The 17,346-nt window shown below is 70.9% G+C and carries 13 protein-coding genes and 2 rRNA genes (1 of these 15 cut by a window edge); 2 read left to right on the top strand and 13 right to left on the bottom strand.

Features of this window, described 5'->3' with window-relative positions; genetic code table 11:
* Window positions 1–14: 14 nt before the first annotated feature.
* From O7615_RS31480 to O7615_RS31520, 9 genes are all read right to left on the bottom strand, one after another.
* Window positions 15–1,643, bottom strand: coding sequence for a lipid II flippase MurJ (locus O7615_RS31480; RefSeq protein WP_278182299.1), 1,629 nt, complete (start codon window positions 1,641–1,643; stop codon window positions 15–17).
* Between the two features lies 1 nt (window position 1,644).
* Entirely contained in the window at window positions 1,645–2,511 is an 867-nt protein-coding gene (locus O7615_RS31485) for a hypothetical protein (protein WP_278182300.1), read from the bottom strand.
* Window positions 2,512–2,525: 14 nt separating this feature from the next.
* Window positions 2,526–3,467, bottom strand: a complete 942-nt coding sequence (locus O7615_RS31490; protein WP_278181432.1) for a copper transporter — start codon at window positions 3,465–3,467, stop codon at window positions 2,526–2,528.
* A gap of 27 nt (window positions 3,468–3,494) precedes the next feature.
* Window positions 3,495–4,673, bottom strand: a complete 1,179-nt coding sequence (gene steA, locus O7615_RS31495) for a putative cytokinetic ring protein SteA (protein ID WP_278181433.1) — start codon at window positions 4,671–4,673, stop codon at window positions 3,495–3,497.
* A gap of 118 nt (window positions 4,674–4,791) precedes the next feature.
* A complete protein-coding gene (gene recN / locus O7615_RS31500; protein ID WP_278181434.1) occupies window positions 4,792–6,549 on the bottom strand; it encodes a DNA repair protein RecN in 1,758 nt (585 codons plus the stop codon).
* A 79-nt stretch (window positions 6,550–6,628) separates the two neighbouring features.
* Entirely contained in the window at window positions 6,629–7,513 is an 885-nt protein-coding gene (locus O7615_RS31505) for an NAD kinase (RefSeq protein WP_278182301.1), read from the bottom strand.
* Window positions 7,514–7,645: 132 nt separating this feature from the next.
* Window positions 7,646–8,503 carry a TlyA family RNA methyltransferase gene (locus tag O7615_RS31510; protein ID WP_278181435.1) on the bottom strand — a complete coding sequence of 286 codons (858 nt, stop codon included), beginning with the start codon at window positions 8,501–8,503 and terminating at the stop codon, window positions 7,646–7,648.
* A gap of 16 nt (window positions 8,504–8,519) precedes the next feature.
* Entirely contained in the window at window positions 8,520–8,735 is a 216-nt protein-coding gene (locus O7615_RS31515) for a hypothetical protein (RefSeq protein WP_278181436.1), read from the bottom strand.
* 88 nt (window positions 8,736–8,823) lie between these two features.
* Entirely contained in the window at window positions 8,824–9,456 is a 633-nt protein-coding gene (locus O7615_RS31520; protein ID WP_278181437.1) for a histone H1-like repetitive region-containing protein, read from the bottom strand.
* Window positions 9,457–9,569: 113 nt separating this feature from the next.
* Here O7615_RS31520 and O7615_RS31525 point away from each other — a divergent pair, with 113 nt between their 5' ends.
* The gene (locus O7615_RS31525; protein WP_278181438.1) at window positions 9,570–9,908 is read left to right on the top strand and encodes an SCP2 sterol-binding domain-containing protein; all 339 of its coding nucleotides are present in this window, start codon (window positions 9,570–9,572) and stop codon (window positions 9,906–9,908) included.
* A gap of 91 nt (window positions 9,909–9,999) precedes the next feature.
* On the opposite strand, the gene O7615_RS31530 is transcribed toward O7615_RS31525, so the two are convergent.
* Together O7615_RS31530 and O7615_RS31535 are read right to left on the bottom strand one after the other, a co-directional pair.
* Window positions 10,000–11,013 carry an HAD-IIA family hydrolase gene (locus O7615_RS31530; RefSeq protein WP_278181439.1) on the bottom strand — a complete coding sequence of 338 codons (1,014 nt, stop codon included), beginning with the start codon at window positions 11,011–11,013 and terminating at the stop codon, window positions 10,000–10,002.
* Window positions 11,010–12,149 (bottom strand): Replicase polyprotein 1ab, encoded by a 1,140-nt coding sequence (locus tag O7615_RS31535; RefSeq protein ID WP_278182302.1) that lies wholly within the window; start codon window positions 12,147–12,149, stop codon window positions 11,010–11,012. The genes O7615_RS31530 and O7615_RS31535 overlap by 4 nt, the downstream gene beginning before the upstream one ends.
* On the opposite strand from O7615_RS31535, the gene O7615_RS31540 reads away from it, so the two are divergent.
* Window positions 12,060–13,568, top strand: a complete 1,509-nt coding sequence (locus O7615_RS31540; RefSeq protein WP_278182343.1) for a hypothetical protein — start codon at window positions 12,060–12,062, stop codon at window positions 13,566–13,568. The genes O7615_RS31535 and O7615_RS31540 overlap by 90 nt on opposite strands.
* A gap of 466 nt (window positions 13,569–14,034) precedes the next feature.
* Here the strand turns inward: O7615_RS31540 and rrf are convergent.
* A 5S ribosomal RNA gene (gene rrf / locus O7615_RS31545) occupies window positions 14,035–14,152 on the bottom strand.
* Window positions 14,153–14,254: 102 nt separating this feature from the next.
* Window positions 14,255–17,346 (bottom strand): 23S ribosomal RNA (locus O7615_RS31550) (it continues 24 nt past the right edge of the window).

Here is a 17,346-nt window from a genome sequence, read left to right on the forward strand (position 1 = left end):
GGGACACTTCCTCCCTATCCCCTCTTCCTGTCGCGCATCCGGGCCCGGCGCAGGCGTCGGCCCAGCCCGGCCAGCAGCGGTCGCAGATCCTGCCGGTCAACCAACCAGACCACGCCGAGGAACACGACAGCGACCAGAACCCCGGACAGCATGCCCTGCACCAGTGCCGTCCAGCGCGCCGGGGTGCCGTCCCCCGCGTCCAGCAACCGGAGCAGCGCCAGCGCGCCGAGCGCGGCCGTGGTGCCGGCCAGCAGCCCGGCACCGCCGGCCCGTCCGGCGCCGGCGAGCGCCTCCCGACCGGCCTCCCGACCGACGGCGACCAGCAGCAACGCGCCCAGCAACAGCATCCCCGCCGAATTGGCCAGCGCCACCGCGAGCACCCGATTGGCCACCGGGAGCAGGGCCGACAGCGGGAACAGCACCAGCGGAACCGCGAGCCAGCCGGCGGTGATGGTGACGGTGGCCACCCGGGTCGCGCCGCGGGCGTACAGCGCCCGCGACAGCACCGCGAACAGCCCGTAGCCGAGCAGCCCGGGCGCGTAACCGGCGATCGCGGCGGCGGTGGCGTCGGCGTTGAGCGGGAAGAACCGCCCGATCGGTCCGGCCGCGGCGATCAGCACCGCGGCGCCGAGGAAGCTGCACAACAGCACGCCGCGCAGCGTCGCCGACAGCAGTTCCCGGTAGGTCCGCTCGTCCGCGCTTGCGGCCGCCGCGGACAGGGTCGGATAGGCGGCGGTGGCCAGCGGCACCGCCAGCACCGCCCAGGGCAGCAGGTAGAACGTCTGCGCCAGGTTGAACACCTGGAACGCCTCGGTCGGCCCGCCGGAGAGCCGGTAGAGGATCACCGCCAGCGCCACCTGCTGGGCGGTGACGGTCACCACACCGGCCACGGCCAGCCCGCGCACCCGGGCCCGGGCGTCGGCCGGGAACGCGTACCCGGGGCGCAGCGTCAGCCGCAACCGGCGCAGCGGGATCAGCAGCGACAGCGACAGCACCACCACGCCACCGGTGGTGCCGACCGACAGGATCAGCTCCCCGGCCCGGCCCGCCTGCGCCACGCTCGCCCCCGTGCCGGCCACACCGGCGAAGACGAGGTAGACCACGACGACAGTGAGGCTGGACAGCAGCGGCGCGATCACCGGCCAGGCGAACCGGCGGTGCGCCTGGAGCACGCCGGTGAGCACGATGCCGATCCCGTACAGCGGCAGCTGCGGCGCGAACACCCGCAGCATCCGGGTGGCCGCCGCCAGTTCCTCCGGCGAACGGCTGTCGCCGAGCGCGGTGATGATCGGACCGGCGCCCAGGGCCACCAGCACCGCCAGCGGCACCAGCAGCGTCACCGTCCAGGTGAGCAGGGCGCCCGTGGTCGCCGCCACCGCCCGCCGGTCGCCCGCCGCGACCGCACCGGCGAGCAGCGGTACGACCAGGCTGGCCAGCGCGCCACCCGCGACGATCTCGAAGATGATGTTCGGGATGGTGTTCGCGAGCACGTACATCGCGCCCAGGTCGCTGTCCTGCACCACCCAGGTGAAGACGGCCGTACGCCCGAACCCGGCCACCCTGCTGACCACGGTGAGTACGGCGATGAGCGCCGCCGCTCCGGCCACCCGGCCGGCGCCGGCGAGGGGAGCCGGTCTGGTCACGTCAGTCGGCGCGACGGCCCAGCGCGTCGAGCTCACGCAGCCCCGGCGTGCTCGCGATGACGGACGTGAAGCTCACCTTCTCGCTGGCCGCGGTCAGACCGACGAGGGCGGTGAGGAGAGCGGCCCGGCCGAGCGGGCCGGTGCGGGCGGCCAGCGCCACGCCGAGCACGGCGCCCAGCGAGTTCGCGCCGCTGTCGCCGAGCATCACGTCCTCGCCGAGGTCGGCCGGGAGCAGCCCGGTGCTCGCGCCGACCGCGCCGGCGGCGATCCCGCCGTGGCGGCCACCGGTCAGCGGCGCGCCGAGCAGCAGGCCCGACTTCAGTGCCCGGCCGGGGCGCAGGTCGAGCAGGTTGACCAGGTTCGCCGTGCCGGCCACCACCCCCGCGCCGAGCAGCACGTCGACGCCCCGGCCCAGCGCGCTCTGGCGCTGTCGGCGCCGGTGCCCGGCCACCCCGGCGTCGGCGGAGAGCAGCACCGCCGCCGCCAGACCGGCCGCACCCACTCCGGCGATCTTGACGAGGCCGGCGGTCACCCGTCCCTGCTGCAACGCGGCCAGATGCCCGGTGAAGCCCTTGGCGGCCTGCTGCTCCGGCCGGGCGCCGACCACGTCGTCGTAGAGCCCCACCGCACCCGCGCCGAGCCCGGCCACCAGGGTCGCCGCCCCGGCCGGCACGCTCGCCGCACCGGCGGCCGCCGCACCCGAGGCGCCGATGGCCAGCGCCGGCCCGGCGGCCAGGGTGACCGTGCGCCCACGGAAGTTGGTCCGCTCCAGCGCCGGCCCGGCGGGCGCGCTGCGGATCTCGCGCAGCGCGTAGCGGGCGGCGGCCGCCCCGACGCCCGCGGCCAGCAGTCGCCGGAACACGCTCATGGGTGGGTAAGGGTTCACTGGGGCAGTTTAGGCACCAGCGAGGCGGCGTTGTCGCCGACGCCGTACTGCCCGGCCCGGCGCTCGGTGAGCCGCTCCACCAGTGCCAGGGTGGTGACCAGCTGGCCCTGCACCGTGTTGGCGTTGTCGATGGTCGAGATGGACTGCGCGAGCACGGCGTCGCCCCGGACGAAGGACACCAGGTTGCCGCCGGCGGAGCCGTTGCCGGCCACCACGAGCCCGCCGGTCCGGTCGAACTGCTCGGCGATCTTGACCACCGACTCGTCCTTCTTGGCGGAGTCCTTGTCCACGTACGGCTGCCCGCTGACGATCAGCACCGCCTCCGCGGCGGCGGTGATCCGGTCCGTACTGGTCAGGTAGTTGGCGTTGCTGTACGCGGCCAGCACGGCCCGCCGGTCGGCCTCGGTGACCGGCTCGGAGCCGGCGGGCCGGTCCAGCAGCACGGTGGCCAGCAGGGCGCTGGAGGTCTCCACGCCGTGGCCGTTGCCGGGCAGGCCGGCGGTCGGCGCGCCGGTCGGCCGGGCCGCGGTGACCGCCAACTCCAACAGGTTGTTGTTGTTCTCCGGGTTGATGAACTTGTCCTGCAGGTCGATGCGCCCGGTGAGGTCGGCCCCGGCGAGCTGCAGCATGTTGAGCACGCCCTCGGCGTGGTCCCGGCCGGTCGGGGTGGTCAGCATCAGCACCCGCTTGCCGGTCAACGTGCCCGGCAGCATCACCTGGGCCATCTCGGCCGCGAACTCCTCCTCCAGCTCCAGCTCCCGCTGCATGTTCTGGACCGCCTGGCGCATCTGCTGGTTGTCCTTGCGCAGCGAGTTGACGGTGTTGTTCAGCGAGTCCGCCACCGGGCCGTTGAGGGCGGCTGTGCCGACGACCAGACCGATCGCCAGGGCGAGGAAGACCGCGGTCAGGGACACCACGTGGTACCGGAAGTTGATCACGCTTGCAGCCTCTTGATCGGTCGGGAGCTAGAAGAGCTGGCCGAGCTGGAACACAAAATTGTCCCACCACTCGGAGACCACACCCAGGTACGCCTTGCCGACGGTGGAGACGGCCACCGCCGAGGCCATGGCCGCGATCGCCGAGAGCACCAGCAGCAGCAGCGAGGAACCGGAGATGCCCTGCCGGTAGAGCCGGCTGACGCCCTTGGCGTCGACCAGCTTGCCGCCGACCTTGAGCCGGGTGAGGAACGTCGACGCCATGCCGCCGCGCCCCTTGTCGAGGAACTCGACGAGCGTGGCGTGGGTGCCCACGGCGACGATCAGTGACGCGCCCTTCTCGTCGGCCAGCAGCATGGCGAGGTCCTCGCTGGTGGCGGCGGCGGGGAAGGTCAGCGCCGGCACGCCCAGGCCGCTGACCCGGGGCAGCCCCGGCGCCCGCCCGTCGGGGTACGCGTGCACGATCACCTCGGCGCCGCAGCGCAGCACGTCGTCGGTGACCGAATCCATGTCACCGATGATCATATCCGGGGTGTAGCCCGCCTCGACCAGCGCGTCCGCGCCCCCGTCGACGCCGATCAGCACCGGCTTGAACTCCCGGATGTACGGGCGCAGCACATCCAGGTCGGCCTTGTAGTCGTAGCCGCGCACCACGATCAGGCAGTGCCGGCCCTGCACCACGGTGGCGATATCGGGCACCCCGACACCGTCGAGCAGCAGATCGCGCTCCTGCTTGAGGTAGTCCATGGTGTTGGCGGCGAACGCCTCCAACTGCACCGACAGGCCCTCCCGGGCGTCGGTCATCGCCTTGGCCACGGTCTCGGTGTCCTGCAGGCTGCCGTGCGCCACCGGATCGTCACCCAGATAGACGGTGTTGCCCTCGATGCGCACCGTGTCGCCCTCACGGATCCGCTCGAAGACGCCCTCGCCGAGGTCGTCCAGCAGCGGAATGCCGGCCGCTATCAGCACCTCCGGCCCGAGGTTGGGATAGCGGCCGGAGACCGACGGCTTGGCGTTGAGCACCGCGCCGACACCGACAGCGACCAGCGAGTCGGCGGCGACCCGGTCCAGGTCGACGTGGTCGATCACCGCGATGTCACCGGGGCGGAGCCGGCCGACCAGCCGTTTCGTACGGCGGTCGAGGCGTGCGGTGCCGGAGATTCGTCCCGGTTCCGCGTTCCGGGCCCGGCGCAACGTGGGTAGACGCATCGTGACCATCCTGGCATGTGAGGCAGGTGAATCTGTCGCGACATGCCTGAGCAGGGCCGCCTACCCAGGGAAGCACAGATGCGCGAAGGCCGGTGTGCCTCCGCTCACAATCGCGGTCTCAGGACCGCCGTTCCCTGGCCGCCACGGCCAGCAACTCCTCCGCGTGAGCGATACCCAGATCGGAATCCGGCAAACCCGCCAGCATCCGGGCGAGTTCCCGGGCCCGCTCGGTGTCCTCCACCACTCGCACCCCGCTGGTGGTCACCGCGCCGCCGGTGTCCTTCGCCACCACCAGATGCCGGTCGGCGAAGGCGGCGACCTGGGGCAGGTGCGTCACCACCAGCACCTGGTGGCTGCGGGCCAGCCGGGCCAGCCGCCGGCCGATCTCCACCGCCGCCTGGCCACCGACGCCCGCGTCGACCTCGTCGAAGACCAGCGTCGGCGGACCACCGGAACCGGCGAAGACCACCTCGATGGCGAGCATCACCCGGGACAGCTCGCCACCGGAGGCACCCCGCTGCAACGGCAGCGACGGCGCGCCGGGGTGCGCCAGCAGCCGCAGCTCGACCTCGTCGCCGCCGTCCGGCCCGACACCGACCTCGACCCCGTTGACCGGGAGGGTGGGCTCGGCCCGGCCAGCCGGTCGGGGCAGCACCGCCACCTCGATCCGGGCATGCGGCATCGCCAGCCCGGCCAGCTCGACGGTGACCTGCTCGGCGAAACGCACCGCCGCCTCCTGCCGGGACGCCGACAGCCGGCCGGCCAGCTCGGCCACCTCGCCGGCCAGCCTGGACGCCTCCCGATCCAGCTCGTCGAGCAGCTCGTCGGAGGTGTCCAGGTCGGACAGTCGGGTCCGGGCCCGGTCCGCCCAGGCGATGACGCCGTCGATGTCGTCGGCGTACTTGCGGGTCAGCGCGCGCAGCGCGGACCGCCGCTCGTAGAGGGCCTGCAGCCGGGCCGGATCGGCGTCCAGACCGGCGAGGTACGTCGACAGCTCCACCGAGACATCGGCGACCAGGGTGGCCGCCTCCTCCAGCCGCGCGGCCAGCTCACCGAGGGCCGGATCGGTGCCGGTCTGCGCCTCCAGCGTCCGCCGGGCGGTGCCCAGCAGCGTCGACGCGTCGGGGGTGTCGTCCGTGGCCTCCAGCCCGCCGGCCACGCACTGGTGGGCCAGCTGCGCCGCGGTACGCAGACCCTCCGCGTGCTCCAGCCGCTGCGCCTCCGCCTTCAGCTCGTCGTCCTCACCCGGCTGCGGATCGACCCGGGTGATCTCGTCGAGGCCCAGCCGCAGCAGATCCGCCTCCTGGTGGCGTTCCCGCGCGTTGCGTCGCCGGTCCGCCAGGTCGTCGACCACCGCCCGCCACTGCGTGTACGCCTCCCGCGTCGCGTCGAGCAGCTTCTCGTGCTCCGGGCCGGCGAACCGGTCCAGCGCGGCCCGCTGCTCGGCCGGGCGCAGCAGGCGCAACTGGTCGGACTGGCCGTGCACGGCCACCACCTGCTCACCCACCTCGCCGAGCATGGCCACCGGCATGCCCCGCCCGCCCAGGTGCGCCCGGGATCGACCCTCCACCGTGACCGTACGACTCAGCAGCACGGAGCCGTCGTCGTCGGGCTCGCCCCCGGCGTCGGTGATCCGGGCGTGCACCGCCTCCGCCACCCGGCCGCCGAGACGCAGCCGGCCCTCGACGACGGCGCGGCCGGGCTCGGCCCGCACCCGCCCGGCGTCGGCCCGACCGCCGAAGAGCAGGCCGAGACCGGTCACCACCATCGTCTTGCCGGCACCGGTCTCGCCGGTGATGACGTTCATGCCGCCGGCCAGCGGCAGCGTCGTGTCCTCGATGACGCCCAGTCCGGTGATGCGCAGCTCCTCCAGCACAGCAACCGACAGTAGACGCGATGCCCGACACTTGACCAGCCGGCGCGGCCGGGCGCCGTCCGCCACCGCCGCCCACGGGTCAGCGGCGGTTGCCGCGCCAGCCGTGCACCGGAAGGTCGAACTTGGCCACCAGCCGAGCGGTGAACGAGCGATCCCGCAGCCGCACGATCCGCACCGGCAGGGTGCCCCGCCGGACGGTGACCCGGGCGCCCGGCGGCAGGTCGTAGACCCGGCGCCCGTCGCAGCTGAGCACCGCGAGGGTGGTGAACGGGTCGACGGTGATCGAGAAGGTCGAGGTGGGCGCCGTGACCAGCGGCCGGCTGAACAGCGCGTGCGCGCTGATCGGCACCAGCAGCAGCGCCTCCACCTCCGGCCAGACCACCGGCCCGCCCCCGGAGAAGGCGTACGCCGTGGAGCCGGTCGGCGTGGCGCAGACCACCCCGTCACAGCCGTAGCGCGACAGCGGCCGCCCGTCGACGTCGACGAGCAGCTCCAGCATCTGGGCCCGCTCACCCTTCTCGACGCTGATCTCGTTGAGCGCCCACGACTCGATCGTCGGCCCGCCGTCGAACTCCGCGGTCACATCGAGGGTGAGCCGCTCGTCGACGCTGTAGTTGCGGTCCACCACGTCCCGGACCGCGACGTCGAGATCGTCGATCTCCGCCTCGGCGAGAAAGCCGACCTTGCCGAGGTTGATGCCGAGCAGCGGCACCTTCGCCGGTCGGGCCAGCTCCGCAGCGCGCAGAAACGTACCGTCCCCGCCGAGCGCGAAGACGATCTCGGCGCCCTCGGCCGTCTCCGGCCCGGTCACCGGCACCACGCCCGGCAGGTCGAGATCCTCGGCCTCCTCGGCCACCACTCGGACCTCGAAGCCGGCGGCGATCAGGTCGGCGGCCACCGTACGGGCGTGCTCCGTGCTGCGCCGCCGGCCGGTGTGCGTCACCAGCAGGGCCGTGCGGGTCATCGCGACACCGCCGCTCACGGTTCCTCCTCGGTTCGCGACTGCGGGGCTCGCAGAACCGGCTCACTCCTCGCACTCACGGCTCCTCCTCGGTTCGCGACTGCGGGGCTCGCAGAACCGGCTCACTCCTCGCACTCACGGCTCCTCCTCCGTCGCCTCGTCCGGCCCACCGACGAACGTCGCCGCGCCCTGCGGCCCGGCGGTCACCACCGCCCGCACCCGTTGCGGGTCGGCCGGTGGTGCGTCCCGGCGTAACCATACGAAGAACTCCACGTTGCCGCTCGGCCCGGGCAGCGGGCTGGCGGCCAGATCCACCAGCCCCAGTCGCAGCGTCGCGGCCGCCGCCGCGACATCGAGCACCGCCTCGGCCCGCAGCTGCGGATCGCGCACCACCCCGCCGGCACCGACCCGTTCCCGGCCCACCTCGAACTGCGGCTTGACCATCAACGCGAGGTCGCCGTCGGCCCGGGTACAGGCGGCCAGGGCCGGCAGCACCAGCCGCAACGAGATGAACGAGAGATCGGCGACGGTCACCTCGACCGGGCCGCCGATCGCCTCGGGGGTCAGCGTCCGGACGTTGGTCCGCTCGAAGACCCGCACCCGGGCGTCGTTACGCAGCGGCCAGGCCAGCTGACCGTAGCCGACATCGACCGCGACCACCTCGGCCGCGCCCGCGCGCAGCAGCACGTCGGTGAAGCCGCCGGTGGACGCGCCGGCGTCGAGGCAGCGCCGGCCGGTCACGACCAGCCCGGCGGGCGCGAACGCGGCGAGCGCGCCGGCCAGCTTGTGCCCGCCCCGGGAGACGTACTCCGAGGCGGGGTCGGCGCCGCTGACCAGCAGCGGGTCGGCGGGATCGACCATCGCGGCGGCCTTGCGGGCCGGCACCCCGCGCAGTTGGACCCGGCCCGCCTCCACCAGCGCGGCCGCCTGCTCGCGGGAACGCGCCAGGCCGCGGCGGACGAGTTCGGCGTCCAACCGGTTACGACGTGCCATGGACGGACGCGCCTCCTCAGGCCTGGTCGATGGTGGCCAGCGTCTCCCGCAACGTCTGGTACGCGGCCTCGTACTCGGCGATCTGGTCGGCCGGGGCGAGCGTCGCGGCGTTCGCGATCGCCTGCACCGCGGCCTCCACCGCCGGGTGACCAGGGGCCTCGTCGCCGTCGCCGGTCCACCGCTGCGGCGGCGGCCCCGGACGCGGGCCCGGCCCGGGCCGGGGCGCGCTCATGCTCCCCACCACCCGATCGCACCGCCGCACGCCGGGACACCGGGTGGCACCAGCGCACCGAGCCGCATGGTCCGCGCCGGTCGCGCGGTCACGCGGCACCGTCCGGTCGCCCGCCGTGCTCCGGTGTGCCCTGCGCCGGTCGGGGAGCCGGGTCACCATCAGGGGTACGCGCGACCGTCCCGGGCGCCTTCTTGGCCACGGCCTTCTTCGCGACCGTCTTCTTGGCCACGGCTTTCTTCGCCACGGCTTTCTTCGCGACCGTCTTCGTGGCGACCGCCTTCTTCGCCACGGCCTTCTTGGCGACCGCCTTCGTCGGAGGAGCGGCCTCCATCGGAGGAGCGGCGGCCGCAGTCGGCGGGGCACCGACGGAGAGCACGTCGGCGGCCGTACCGGCCCCGGGCGTACCCGCTGCCTCGCCGCCGGGAGCCGCGCGAAGCTGGCGCTCCAGCTCGCGTACCCGCTGCTCGAGATCGGCGACCTCCTCGGCGGTGGCCAGGCCCACCGCGCCGAGCGCCCGCTCGACCTCGAACCGCACGAGCTTGGTCAGCGCCTCGCGGTTGGCCGCGCCGGTCGACCGCAGTTCCTCGGCGAGCGTCTGGAGCTGTGCGGCGGTCGCTCCGGTGGAGCCCATCGCCCGGCGCACCGCATCCTGCGCCTTCTTCCGGGGCGCCTCCGTCAGGCCCATGGCCAGTTCGAGGTAGGCGCGCCACGCGTCCTGCATGCCTGAGTCCTTTCGCCCGACGGAGGTCTGCAGGTGTCACGCTACCGGGCCGCCGGGACCACCCCGTGCGGTACCGTGCCCGGGAGACGACGTGGTGTGGCGAGGAGGCATCGGTGGCCACCGTGGACGAGTGTCGGCAGGCGTTGCACGATCTGGCCGCCCGGCTCGAACGCAACGCGGAGACCGTCCGCGATCGCGTGGACCTGGATCGCACCCTGGCGTGCCGGGTCACCGATCTGGAAACCGCCTTCCATGGTCGGCTCACCGGCGGCAGGCTGGTGGAACTGGCCGACGGCGACGACCCGAAGGCGAAGATCGCCATGAGCACCACCAGCGACGACCTGGTCGCCCTGGTACGCGGTGACCTCGACATCACCCGCGCGGTCGCCAACCGCCGCGTGTCGATCAAGGCAAACCCGTTCGACCTGATGAAGCTGCGCAAGCTGCTCTGAGCGACCGGCCCGGCCCAGTGAACGGCCGACCCGGTCAGGCCGCCGCCGAGCGTACGGCCCGGTCAGGCCAGCCCGGTCAAGGCCGGCCCGGTCAGGACGCCAGGCCGAGCGCCTCCAGCGCCTTCGCCGCCTCCGGGGACGCCGACCGGAGCGGACCGGCCGGATGCCGCCACCACGCCACCGCGCAGAGCGCGGCGAGCGCGTCCAGCGGACGCCCCGAGCCGGCCAGCTCCCAACCGTCGGCCCCGACCGCCACGTGCCAGCCGCCCTCGTCGGCCTGCGGCGCCGGCACCCGCACCACCTCGGTGGGGTCGAAGAGCCCGGTCAGATCCCACGAGACGTACGTCGGCCGGCGCTGCGGCGGGGCGGCGAGCAACTCGGCGGCGTCGCTGACACCGGTGAGGACCAGCAGGCTGTCCAGGCCGGCGCGGTTGGCGCCCTCGATGTCGGTGTCCAGCCGGTCACCGACGACCAGCGTCCGCCCGCCGTCCGCCCGCCGGGCGGCGGTGGCAAACAGTTCCGGCGCCGGCTTGCCGACGATCTCGTCCGGATCCCGGCCGAGCGCGGTGGCCAGCGCGGCGACCAGTGCACCGTTTCCCGGCAGCGGTCCGCGTCCGCTGGGCAGGGTCCGGTCGGTGTTGGTGGCGACCCAGGTCGCACCAGCGCGTACGGCCACCGCGGCCTCGGCCAGGTCGGCCCAGCCCACCTGCGGGCCGTACCCCTGGATCACCGCGACCGGAGAGTCGTCTGCGGTGGAGACCGGCTTCAGCCCCGCCTCGCTGATCTCGGACCGGAGCGCCTCGGCGCCCACCACGAGCACCGGTGCGCCGGCGGGCAGCCGCTCACCCAGCAGCTGGGCGGCGGCGGCCGCGCTGGTGAGGACCTCCTCCGGCCGCGCCCGCACCCCCATCCCGGTGAGCAGGTCGGCGACATCGGCGGCGCGGCGCGAGGCGTTGTTCGTCGCGTACGCCACGGCCCGGCCGGCACTGTGCAGCCGGGCGACCGTCTCGACCGCGCCGGGGATCGGCTGGTCGATCAGGTAGATCACCCCGTCCAGGTCGAAGACGACCAGGGCGTAACCGTCGGCCAGCCGTTCCCCGGTCATTGCCGCTGTGCCTCCGGCTCCTCGGGACCGTCGTCCTCGCGGCGGTCCCCGTCCTCCGACGAGTCGACCTCCGAGACAGCCTTGGCCGCGACCTCCGACCTCGCCTCCTCGACCGGTTCGCCCTCGGCTGCTCGACCGTCGATCGCTTCGCCGTCGGCCGCCAGCTCGCCGCCGGTCGCGCTACCGGCCGCCAGTTCGTCACCTACCAGCTCGTCGCCGGCCGGGTCGTTGTCGGCCCGATCGTCGCCGGCCAGGTCGTCGTCGATTGCGGCATTGCCGACCGTCAGCTCGTCGCCCACCAGTTCCTCGCCGGTCGGGTCGTAGTCAACCGTCAGCTCGTCGCCCGCTGGGTCGTCGTCGACGGTCGGCTCGTCGCCAGCCGGGTCGACGGCTGCGGGACCGGCCTCGGCCGGATCTTCCCCGTTCGGCTCGCCAACCGCGTCCGCCGACAGGTCGGCGTCCGGCCTGGCCGGCACGGCTCCGGGGGCGCCAGGGCCGGCGGCCAACTCCTCGGCCACCTCGTCCTCGTCGTCGCCCTCGATGACCACGCCGTCGAGGTCAAGCAGCCGCTCGGCCGCGTCCGTCTCCGCCTCGGTGTCCACCTCCGCCGCGCGGGAGAACCACTCCCGCGCCTCGGTCCGCCGTCCCACGGCCAGCAGCGCATCGGCGTAGGCGTACCGCAGCCGGGCCGTCCATGGCTGGACGGCGTCGGTGGTCAACTCGCGGACCTGGAGCATCGCCACCGCCGCGTCCCGCTGGCCGAGGTCGCCCCGGGCGCCGGCGGCCACGATCAGGAGTTCGATCGCGACGGCCGGGTCCAGCTTCTCCTGGTCCGCGCCGCGGAACAGGTCGATGGCACGCTCGGGCCGACCCAGTGCCCGCTCGCTGTCCGCGATCACCGCGAGGTGACTCTGCGCACCGGTCATCCGGTGGTACGTCCGCAGTTCGGCGATCGCCGACTGCCACTGCCCCGCGTGGTAGGAGGCGAGCCCGACCGCTTCCCGGACCGCGGCGATCCGCGACGCGAGCCGGCGCGCGGCCAACGCGTGGGCGAGCGCCTCCGCCGGGTCCTCGTCAATCAGCTGCCCGGTCGCCACGAGGTGCCGGGCAACGGTGTCCGCGACCGGCTTCGCCAGCGACAGCAGCTCGGCGCGGACATCCTTGTCCAGGTCGGTCGCGACGATCTCGTCGGGCAGCGCCGGAGCCTCCGTGCGCCCCTCCTCAGCCCCGAACCCGTCCCGATCGTCACGCCGGCGCCGCTCATCCCGGTCGCCCCGGAAGCCACCGTCCCGGCGCTCACCGTCACGACGCTCACCACGGAACCCACCGTCGCGACGCTCGCCGGAGCCCCGCGCAGAGCTGTCCCGGTCGCGGAAACCGCCTTCACGACGCTCACCGTCGCGGAAGCCACCCTCGCGACGCTCACCACGGAAGCCGCCCTCGCGACGCTCACCCCGGAACCCACCGTCGCGGCGATCACCACCGCGGAAACCACCCTCACGGCGCTCACCGCTGCCGAAGCCCCCGTCGCGACGCTCGCCCCGGAACTCGCCGCCACGACGATCACCGCTACCGGAACCTCCGTCGCGACGATCACCGCTGCCCGAACCTCCGTCGCGGCGCTCACCGCCGCGGAAGCCCCCGTCACGACGATCACCCCGAAACCCGCTGTCACGCCGCTCGCCCCGGAAGCCACCGTCACGGCGGTCACCGTCGCGGAAGCCACCCTCACGGCGGTCACCGTCACGTCGGTCCGACCGGAAGCCGTCCCCTCGGCGCTCGCCACCGAAGCCGCCCGCCTCGCGACGATCCCGGAACCCGCCTTCTCGGCGGTCACCGTCGCGGAAGGCACCCTCGCGACGCTCGCCATCACGGCGCTCGCCCCGGAAACCACCCTCGCGACGCTCGCCCCGGAAACCACCCTCGCGACGCTCACCGCGGAAACCACCGTCGCGGTCACCACCGCGGAAACCGCCCTCGCGGCGCTCGCCGCCACGGAAGCCACCCTCGCGGCGGTCGCCCCGGAAGCCACCCTCACGGCGGTCGCCCCGGAAGCCACCCTCACGGCGGTCGCCCCGGAAGCCACCGTCGCGGCGCTCACCGTCACGGGAACCGCCCTCGCGGCGCTCGCCCCGGAAGCCACCGTCGCGGTCACCACCGCGGAAGCCACCGTCACGGCGCTCACCACGGAACTCGCCGTCGCGACGCTCACCACGGAACTCGCCGTCGCGACGCTCACCACGGAAGCCGCCCTCACGGCGGTCGTTGCCCCGGAAACCACCGTCGCGACGCTCACCGGAGCCCCGCGCAGAGCTGTCCCGGTCGCGGAAACCGCCTTCACGGCGCTCACCGTCACGGAAGCCACCCTCGCGGCGCTCACCACGGAAACCACCGTCGCGGTCACCACCGCGGAAGCCACCCTCGCGCCGCCCGCCGTCACGGCGGTCGTTGCCCCGGAAGCCGCCGTCACGGCGCTCACCATCACGGAAGCCGCCGTCACGGCGGTCGCCACGGAAGCCACCGGCGCCCCGGTCGCCGCCGCGGAAGCCACCTGAGCGCTCGCCGGCGTCGCGCCGGAACCCGCCCGGCCGGTCATCGCCGGAGCGGCGGTCGCCACGGAAGCCGCCAGCCGCGCCACGGTCCGCGTCGCGGGAGCCCTCGCGCCCGGCGTCGCCCCGGTCGCGGCGCTCACCGCGAGGCCCACCGCTCGAACGGTCGCCGTCCCGGAAGCCGCCCTCACGACGGTCGCCGTCGCGGCGGAAGCCGCCAGAGCGTGACCGGTCGGCACCGTATCCGCCGGCGTCGCGGGAGTCGCGCCCCCCTGCCCGGTCGCGGTACGACGGGCGGTCGCCACGGCGCGAGTCGCCGTCGCGGTCGCCGGGCCGACCCTCGTAGCCCCGGGGACGGTCCGGGCCCTGAGGTCCTGAACTCACAGGTACATCCTTCCTGAGTACGCCGTATCGACGACGCAACGCAGTCGAGGGCCGGCCCGATCCCGGGCGGCCCTCGACTGTGACGTGTGTCCGGCGGTGTCCTACTCTCCCACACCCTCCCGGGTGCAGTACCATCGGCGCTGGAGGGCTTAGCTTCCGGGTTCGGAATGTTTGCCGGGCGTTTCCCCTCCGCCATGACCGCCGTAACCTTATCAACATGTCAAACAACACCAACACCAACAACAGCAATCCTGTTGGGGGTGTGTTTGTTTGTTGTGAGTTGCACAGTGGACGCGAGCAGGATCTTTGTAGTCAAGTCCTCGGCCTATTAGTACCGGTCAACTGAACCCGTTACCGGGCTTACATTTCCGGCCTATCAACCCAGTCGTCTAGCTGGGGGCCTTACCCCTTGTCTCCAAGGGTGGGATACCTCATCTTGAAGCAGGCTTCCCGCTTAGATGCTTTCAGCGGTTATCCCTTCCGAACGTAGCTAACCAGCCGTGCCCCTGGCGGGACAACTGGCACACCAGAGGTTCGTCCGTCCCGGTCCTCTCGTACTAGGGACAGCCCTTCTCAAGTATCCTACGCGCACGGCGGATAGGGACCGAACTGTCTCACGACGTTCTAAACCCAGCTCGCGTACCGCTTTAATGGGCGAACAGCCCAACCCTTGGGACCTGCTACAGCCCCAGGATGCGACGAGCCGACATCGAGGTGCCAAACCATCCCGTCGATATGGACTCTTGGGGAAGATCAGCCTGTTATCCCCGGGGTACCTTTTATCCGTTGAGCGACACCGCTTCCACACGCAAGTGCCGGATCACTAGTCCCGACTTTCGTCCCTGCTCGACCCGTCAGTCTCACAGTCAAGCTCCCTTGTGTACTTGCACTCAACACCTGATTGCCAACCAGGCTGAGGGAACCTTTGGGCGCCTCCGTTACCTTTTAGGAGGCAACCGCCCCAGTTAAACTACCCACCAGACACTGTCCCTGAACCGGATAACGGTCCGAAGTTAGATACCCGAATCAACCAGAGTGGTATTTCAAGATTGCCTCCACACATACTGGCGTATGCGCTTCACCGGCTCCCACCTATCCTACACAAGCCGACTCAAATACCAATGTCAAGCTATAGTAAAGGTCCCGGGGTCTTTCCGTCCTGCCGCGCGTAACGAGCATCTTTACTCGTACTGCAATTTCGCCGGGCCTGTGGTTGAGACAGTGGGGAAGTCGTTACGCCATTCGTGCAGGTCGGAACTTACCCGACAAGGAATTTCGCTACCTTAGGATGGTTATAGTTACCACCGCCGTTTACTGGCGCTTAAGTTCTCCGCTTCGCCCCCGAAAGGACTAACAGGTCCCCTTAACGTTCCAGCACCGGGCAGGCGTCAGTCCATATACATCGAATTACTTCTTCGCATGGACCTGTGTTTTTAGTAAACAGTCGCTTCCCCCTGCTCTCTGCGGCCATACAACGCTCCACCCGCGCGGGGCTTCACGTCTCCGGCCCCCCTTCTCCCTAAGTTACGGGGGCAATTTGCCGAGTTCCTTAACCACAGTTCGCCCGATCGCCTCGGTATTCTCTACCTGACCACCTGTGTCGGTTTGGGGTACGGGCCGCTCGGAACTCGCTAGAGGCTTTTCTCGGCAGCATAGGATCACTGACTTCACCTGAATCGGCTCGGCATCACGTCTCAACCTTCATGCACCACGGATTTGCCTATGGTGCGGTCTACACGCTTACCCCGGCACAACCACCGGCCGGGCTCAGCTACCTTCCTGCGTCACCCCATCGCTTGACTACTACCCGCCAGGTTCCCACGCTCACCACCATCAACCCGAAGGCATCAGACAGCTCGGATGGTTAGCACAACGAAGTTCATCACGGGCGCTCCTTCGCGGGTACGGGAATATCAACCCGTTGTCCATCGACTACGCCTCTCGGCCTCGCCTTAGGTCCCGACTCACCCAGGGCGGATTAACCTGGCCCTGGAACCCTTGGTCATCCGGCGGAAGGGTTTCTCACCCTTCTTTCGCTACTCATGCCTGCATTCTCACTCGTGCCGCGTCCACAACTCGATCACTCGGCTGCTTCACCCCCGGCACGACGCTCCCCTACCCACCCACACACCTGGATGCCCACCCCAAAAGGCAGACACCGGGCACCGTGTGAGTGCCACAGCTTCGGCGGTGTACTTGAGCCCCGCTACATTGTCGGCGCGGAACCACTTGACCAGTGAGCTATTACGCACTCTTTAAAGGGTGGCTGCTTCTAAGCCAACCTCCTGGTTGTCTATGCGACCCCACATCCTTTTCCACTTAGCACACGCTTAGGGGCCTTAGCTGGTGATCTGGGCTGTTTCCCTCTCGACTACGAAGCTTATCCCCCGCAGTCTCACTGCCGCGCTCTCACTTACCGGCATTCGGAGTTTGGCTGATTTCGGTAAGCTTGTAGGCCCCCTAGACCATCCAGTGCTCTACCTCCGGCAAGAAACACACGACGCTGCACCTAAATGCATTTCGGGGAGAACCAGCTATCACGGAGTTTGATTGGCCTTTCACCCCTAACCACAGGTCATCCCCCAACTTTTCAACGTTGGTGGGTTCGGCCCTCCACACGGTCTTACCCGCGCTTCAGCCTGCCCATGGCTAGATCACTCCGCTTCGGGTCTAGAACATGCGACTCAAACGCCCTCTTCAGACTCGCTTTCGCTACGGCTCCCCCACACGGGTTAACCTCGCCACATGCCACTAACTCGCAGGCTCATTCTTCAAAAGGCACGCCGTCACCCCAAAAGGCTCCGACGGATTGTAGGCGAACGGTTTCAGGTACTATTTCACTCCCCTCCCGGGGTACTTTTCACCATTCCCTCACGGTACTCGTCCGCTATCGGTCACCAGGAAGTATTCAGGCTTACCAGGTGGTCCTGGCAGATTCACGGCAGATTTCAGGAGTCCGCCGCTACTCGGGAACACCCACAGAAGACCAGCTGCTTTCACCTACCGGACTATCACCGTCTACGGTCGGCCTTTCCAGACCATTCAGCTAACAACTGGCTTTATAACTCCTTCGGTGGTTGTCAGCCCACCACATGAGGTCCCACAACCCCGACCACGCAACCCCTGACAGGTATCACACGCAACCGGTTTAGCCTCAATCCGCTTTCGCTCGCCACTACTCACGGAATCACTATTTGTTTTCTCTTCCTACGGGTACTGAGATGTTTCACTTCCCCGCGTTCCCTCCACACACCCTATGAGTTCAGGTGCAGGTGACATCACATGACTGATGCCGGGTTACCCCATTCGGACACCCTGGGATCACAGCTCGGTTGACAGCTCCCCCAGGCCTATCGCGGCCTCCCACGTCCTTCATCGGCTCCTGGTGCCAAGGCATCCA

Origin of the sequence: Micromonospora sp. WMMD1082 (assembly GCF_029626175.1) — a bacterium.
In the GTDB taxonomy this organism is placed as follows: Bacteria; Actinomycetota; Actinomycetes; order Mycobacteriales; family Micromonosporaceae; genus Micromonospora.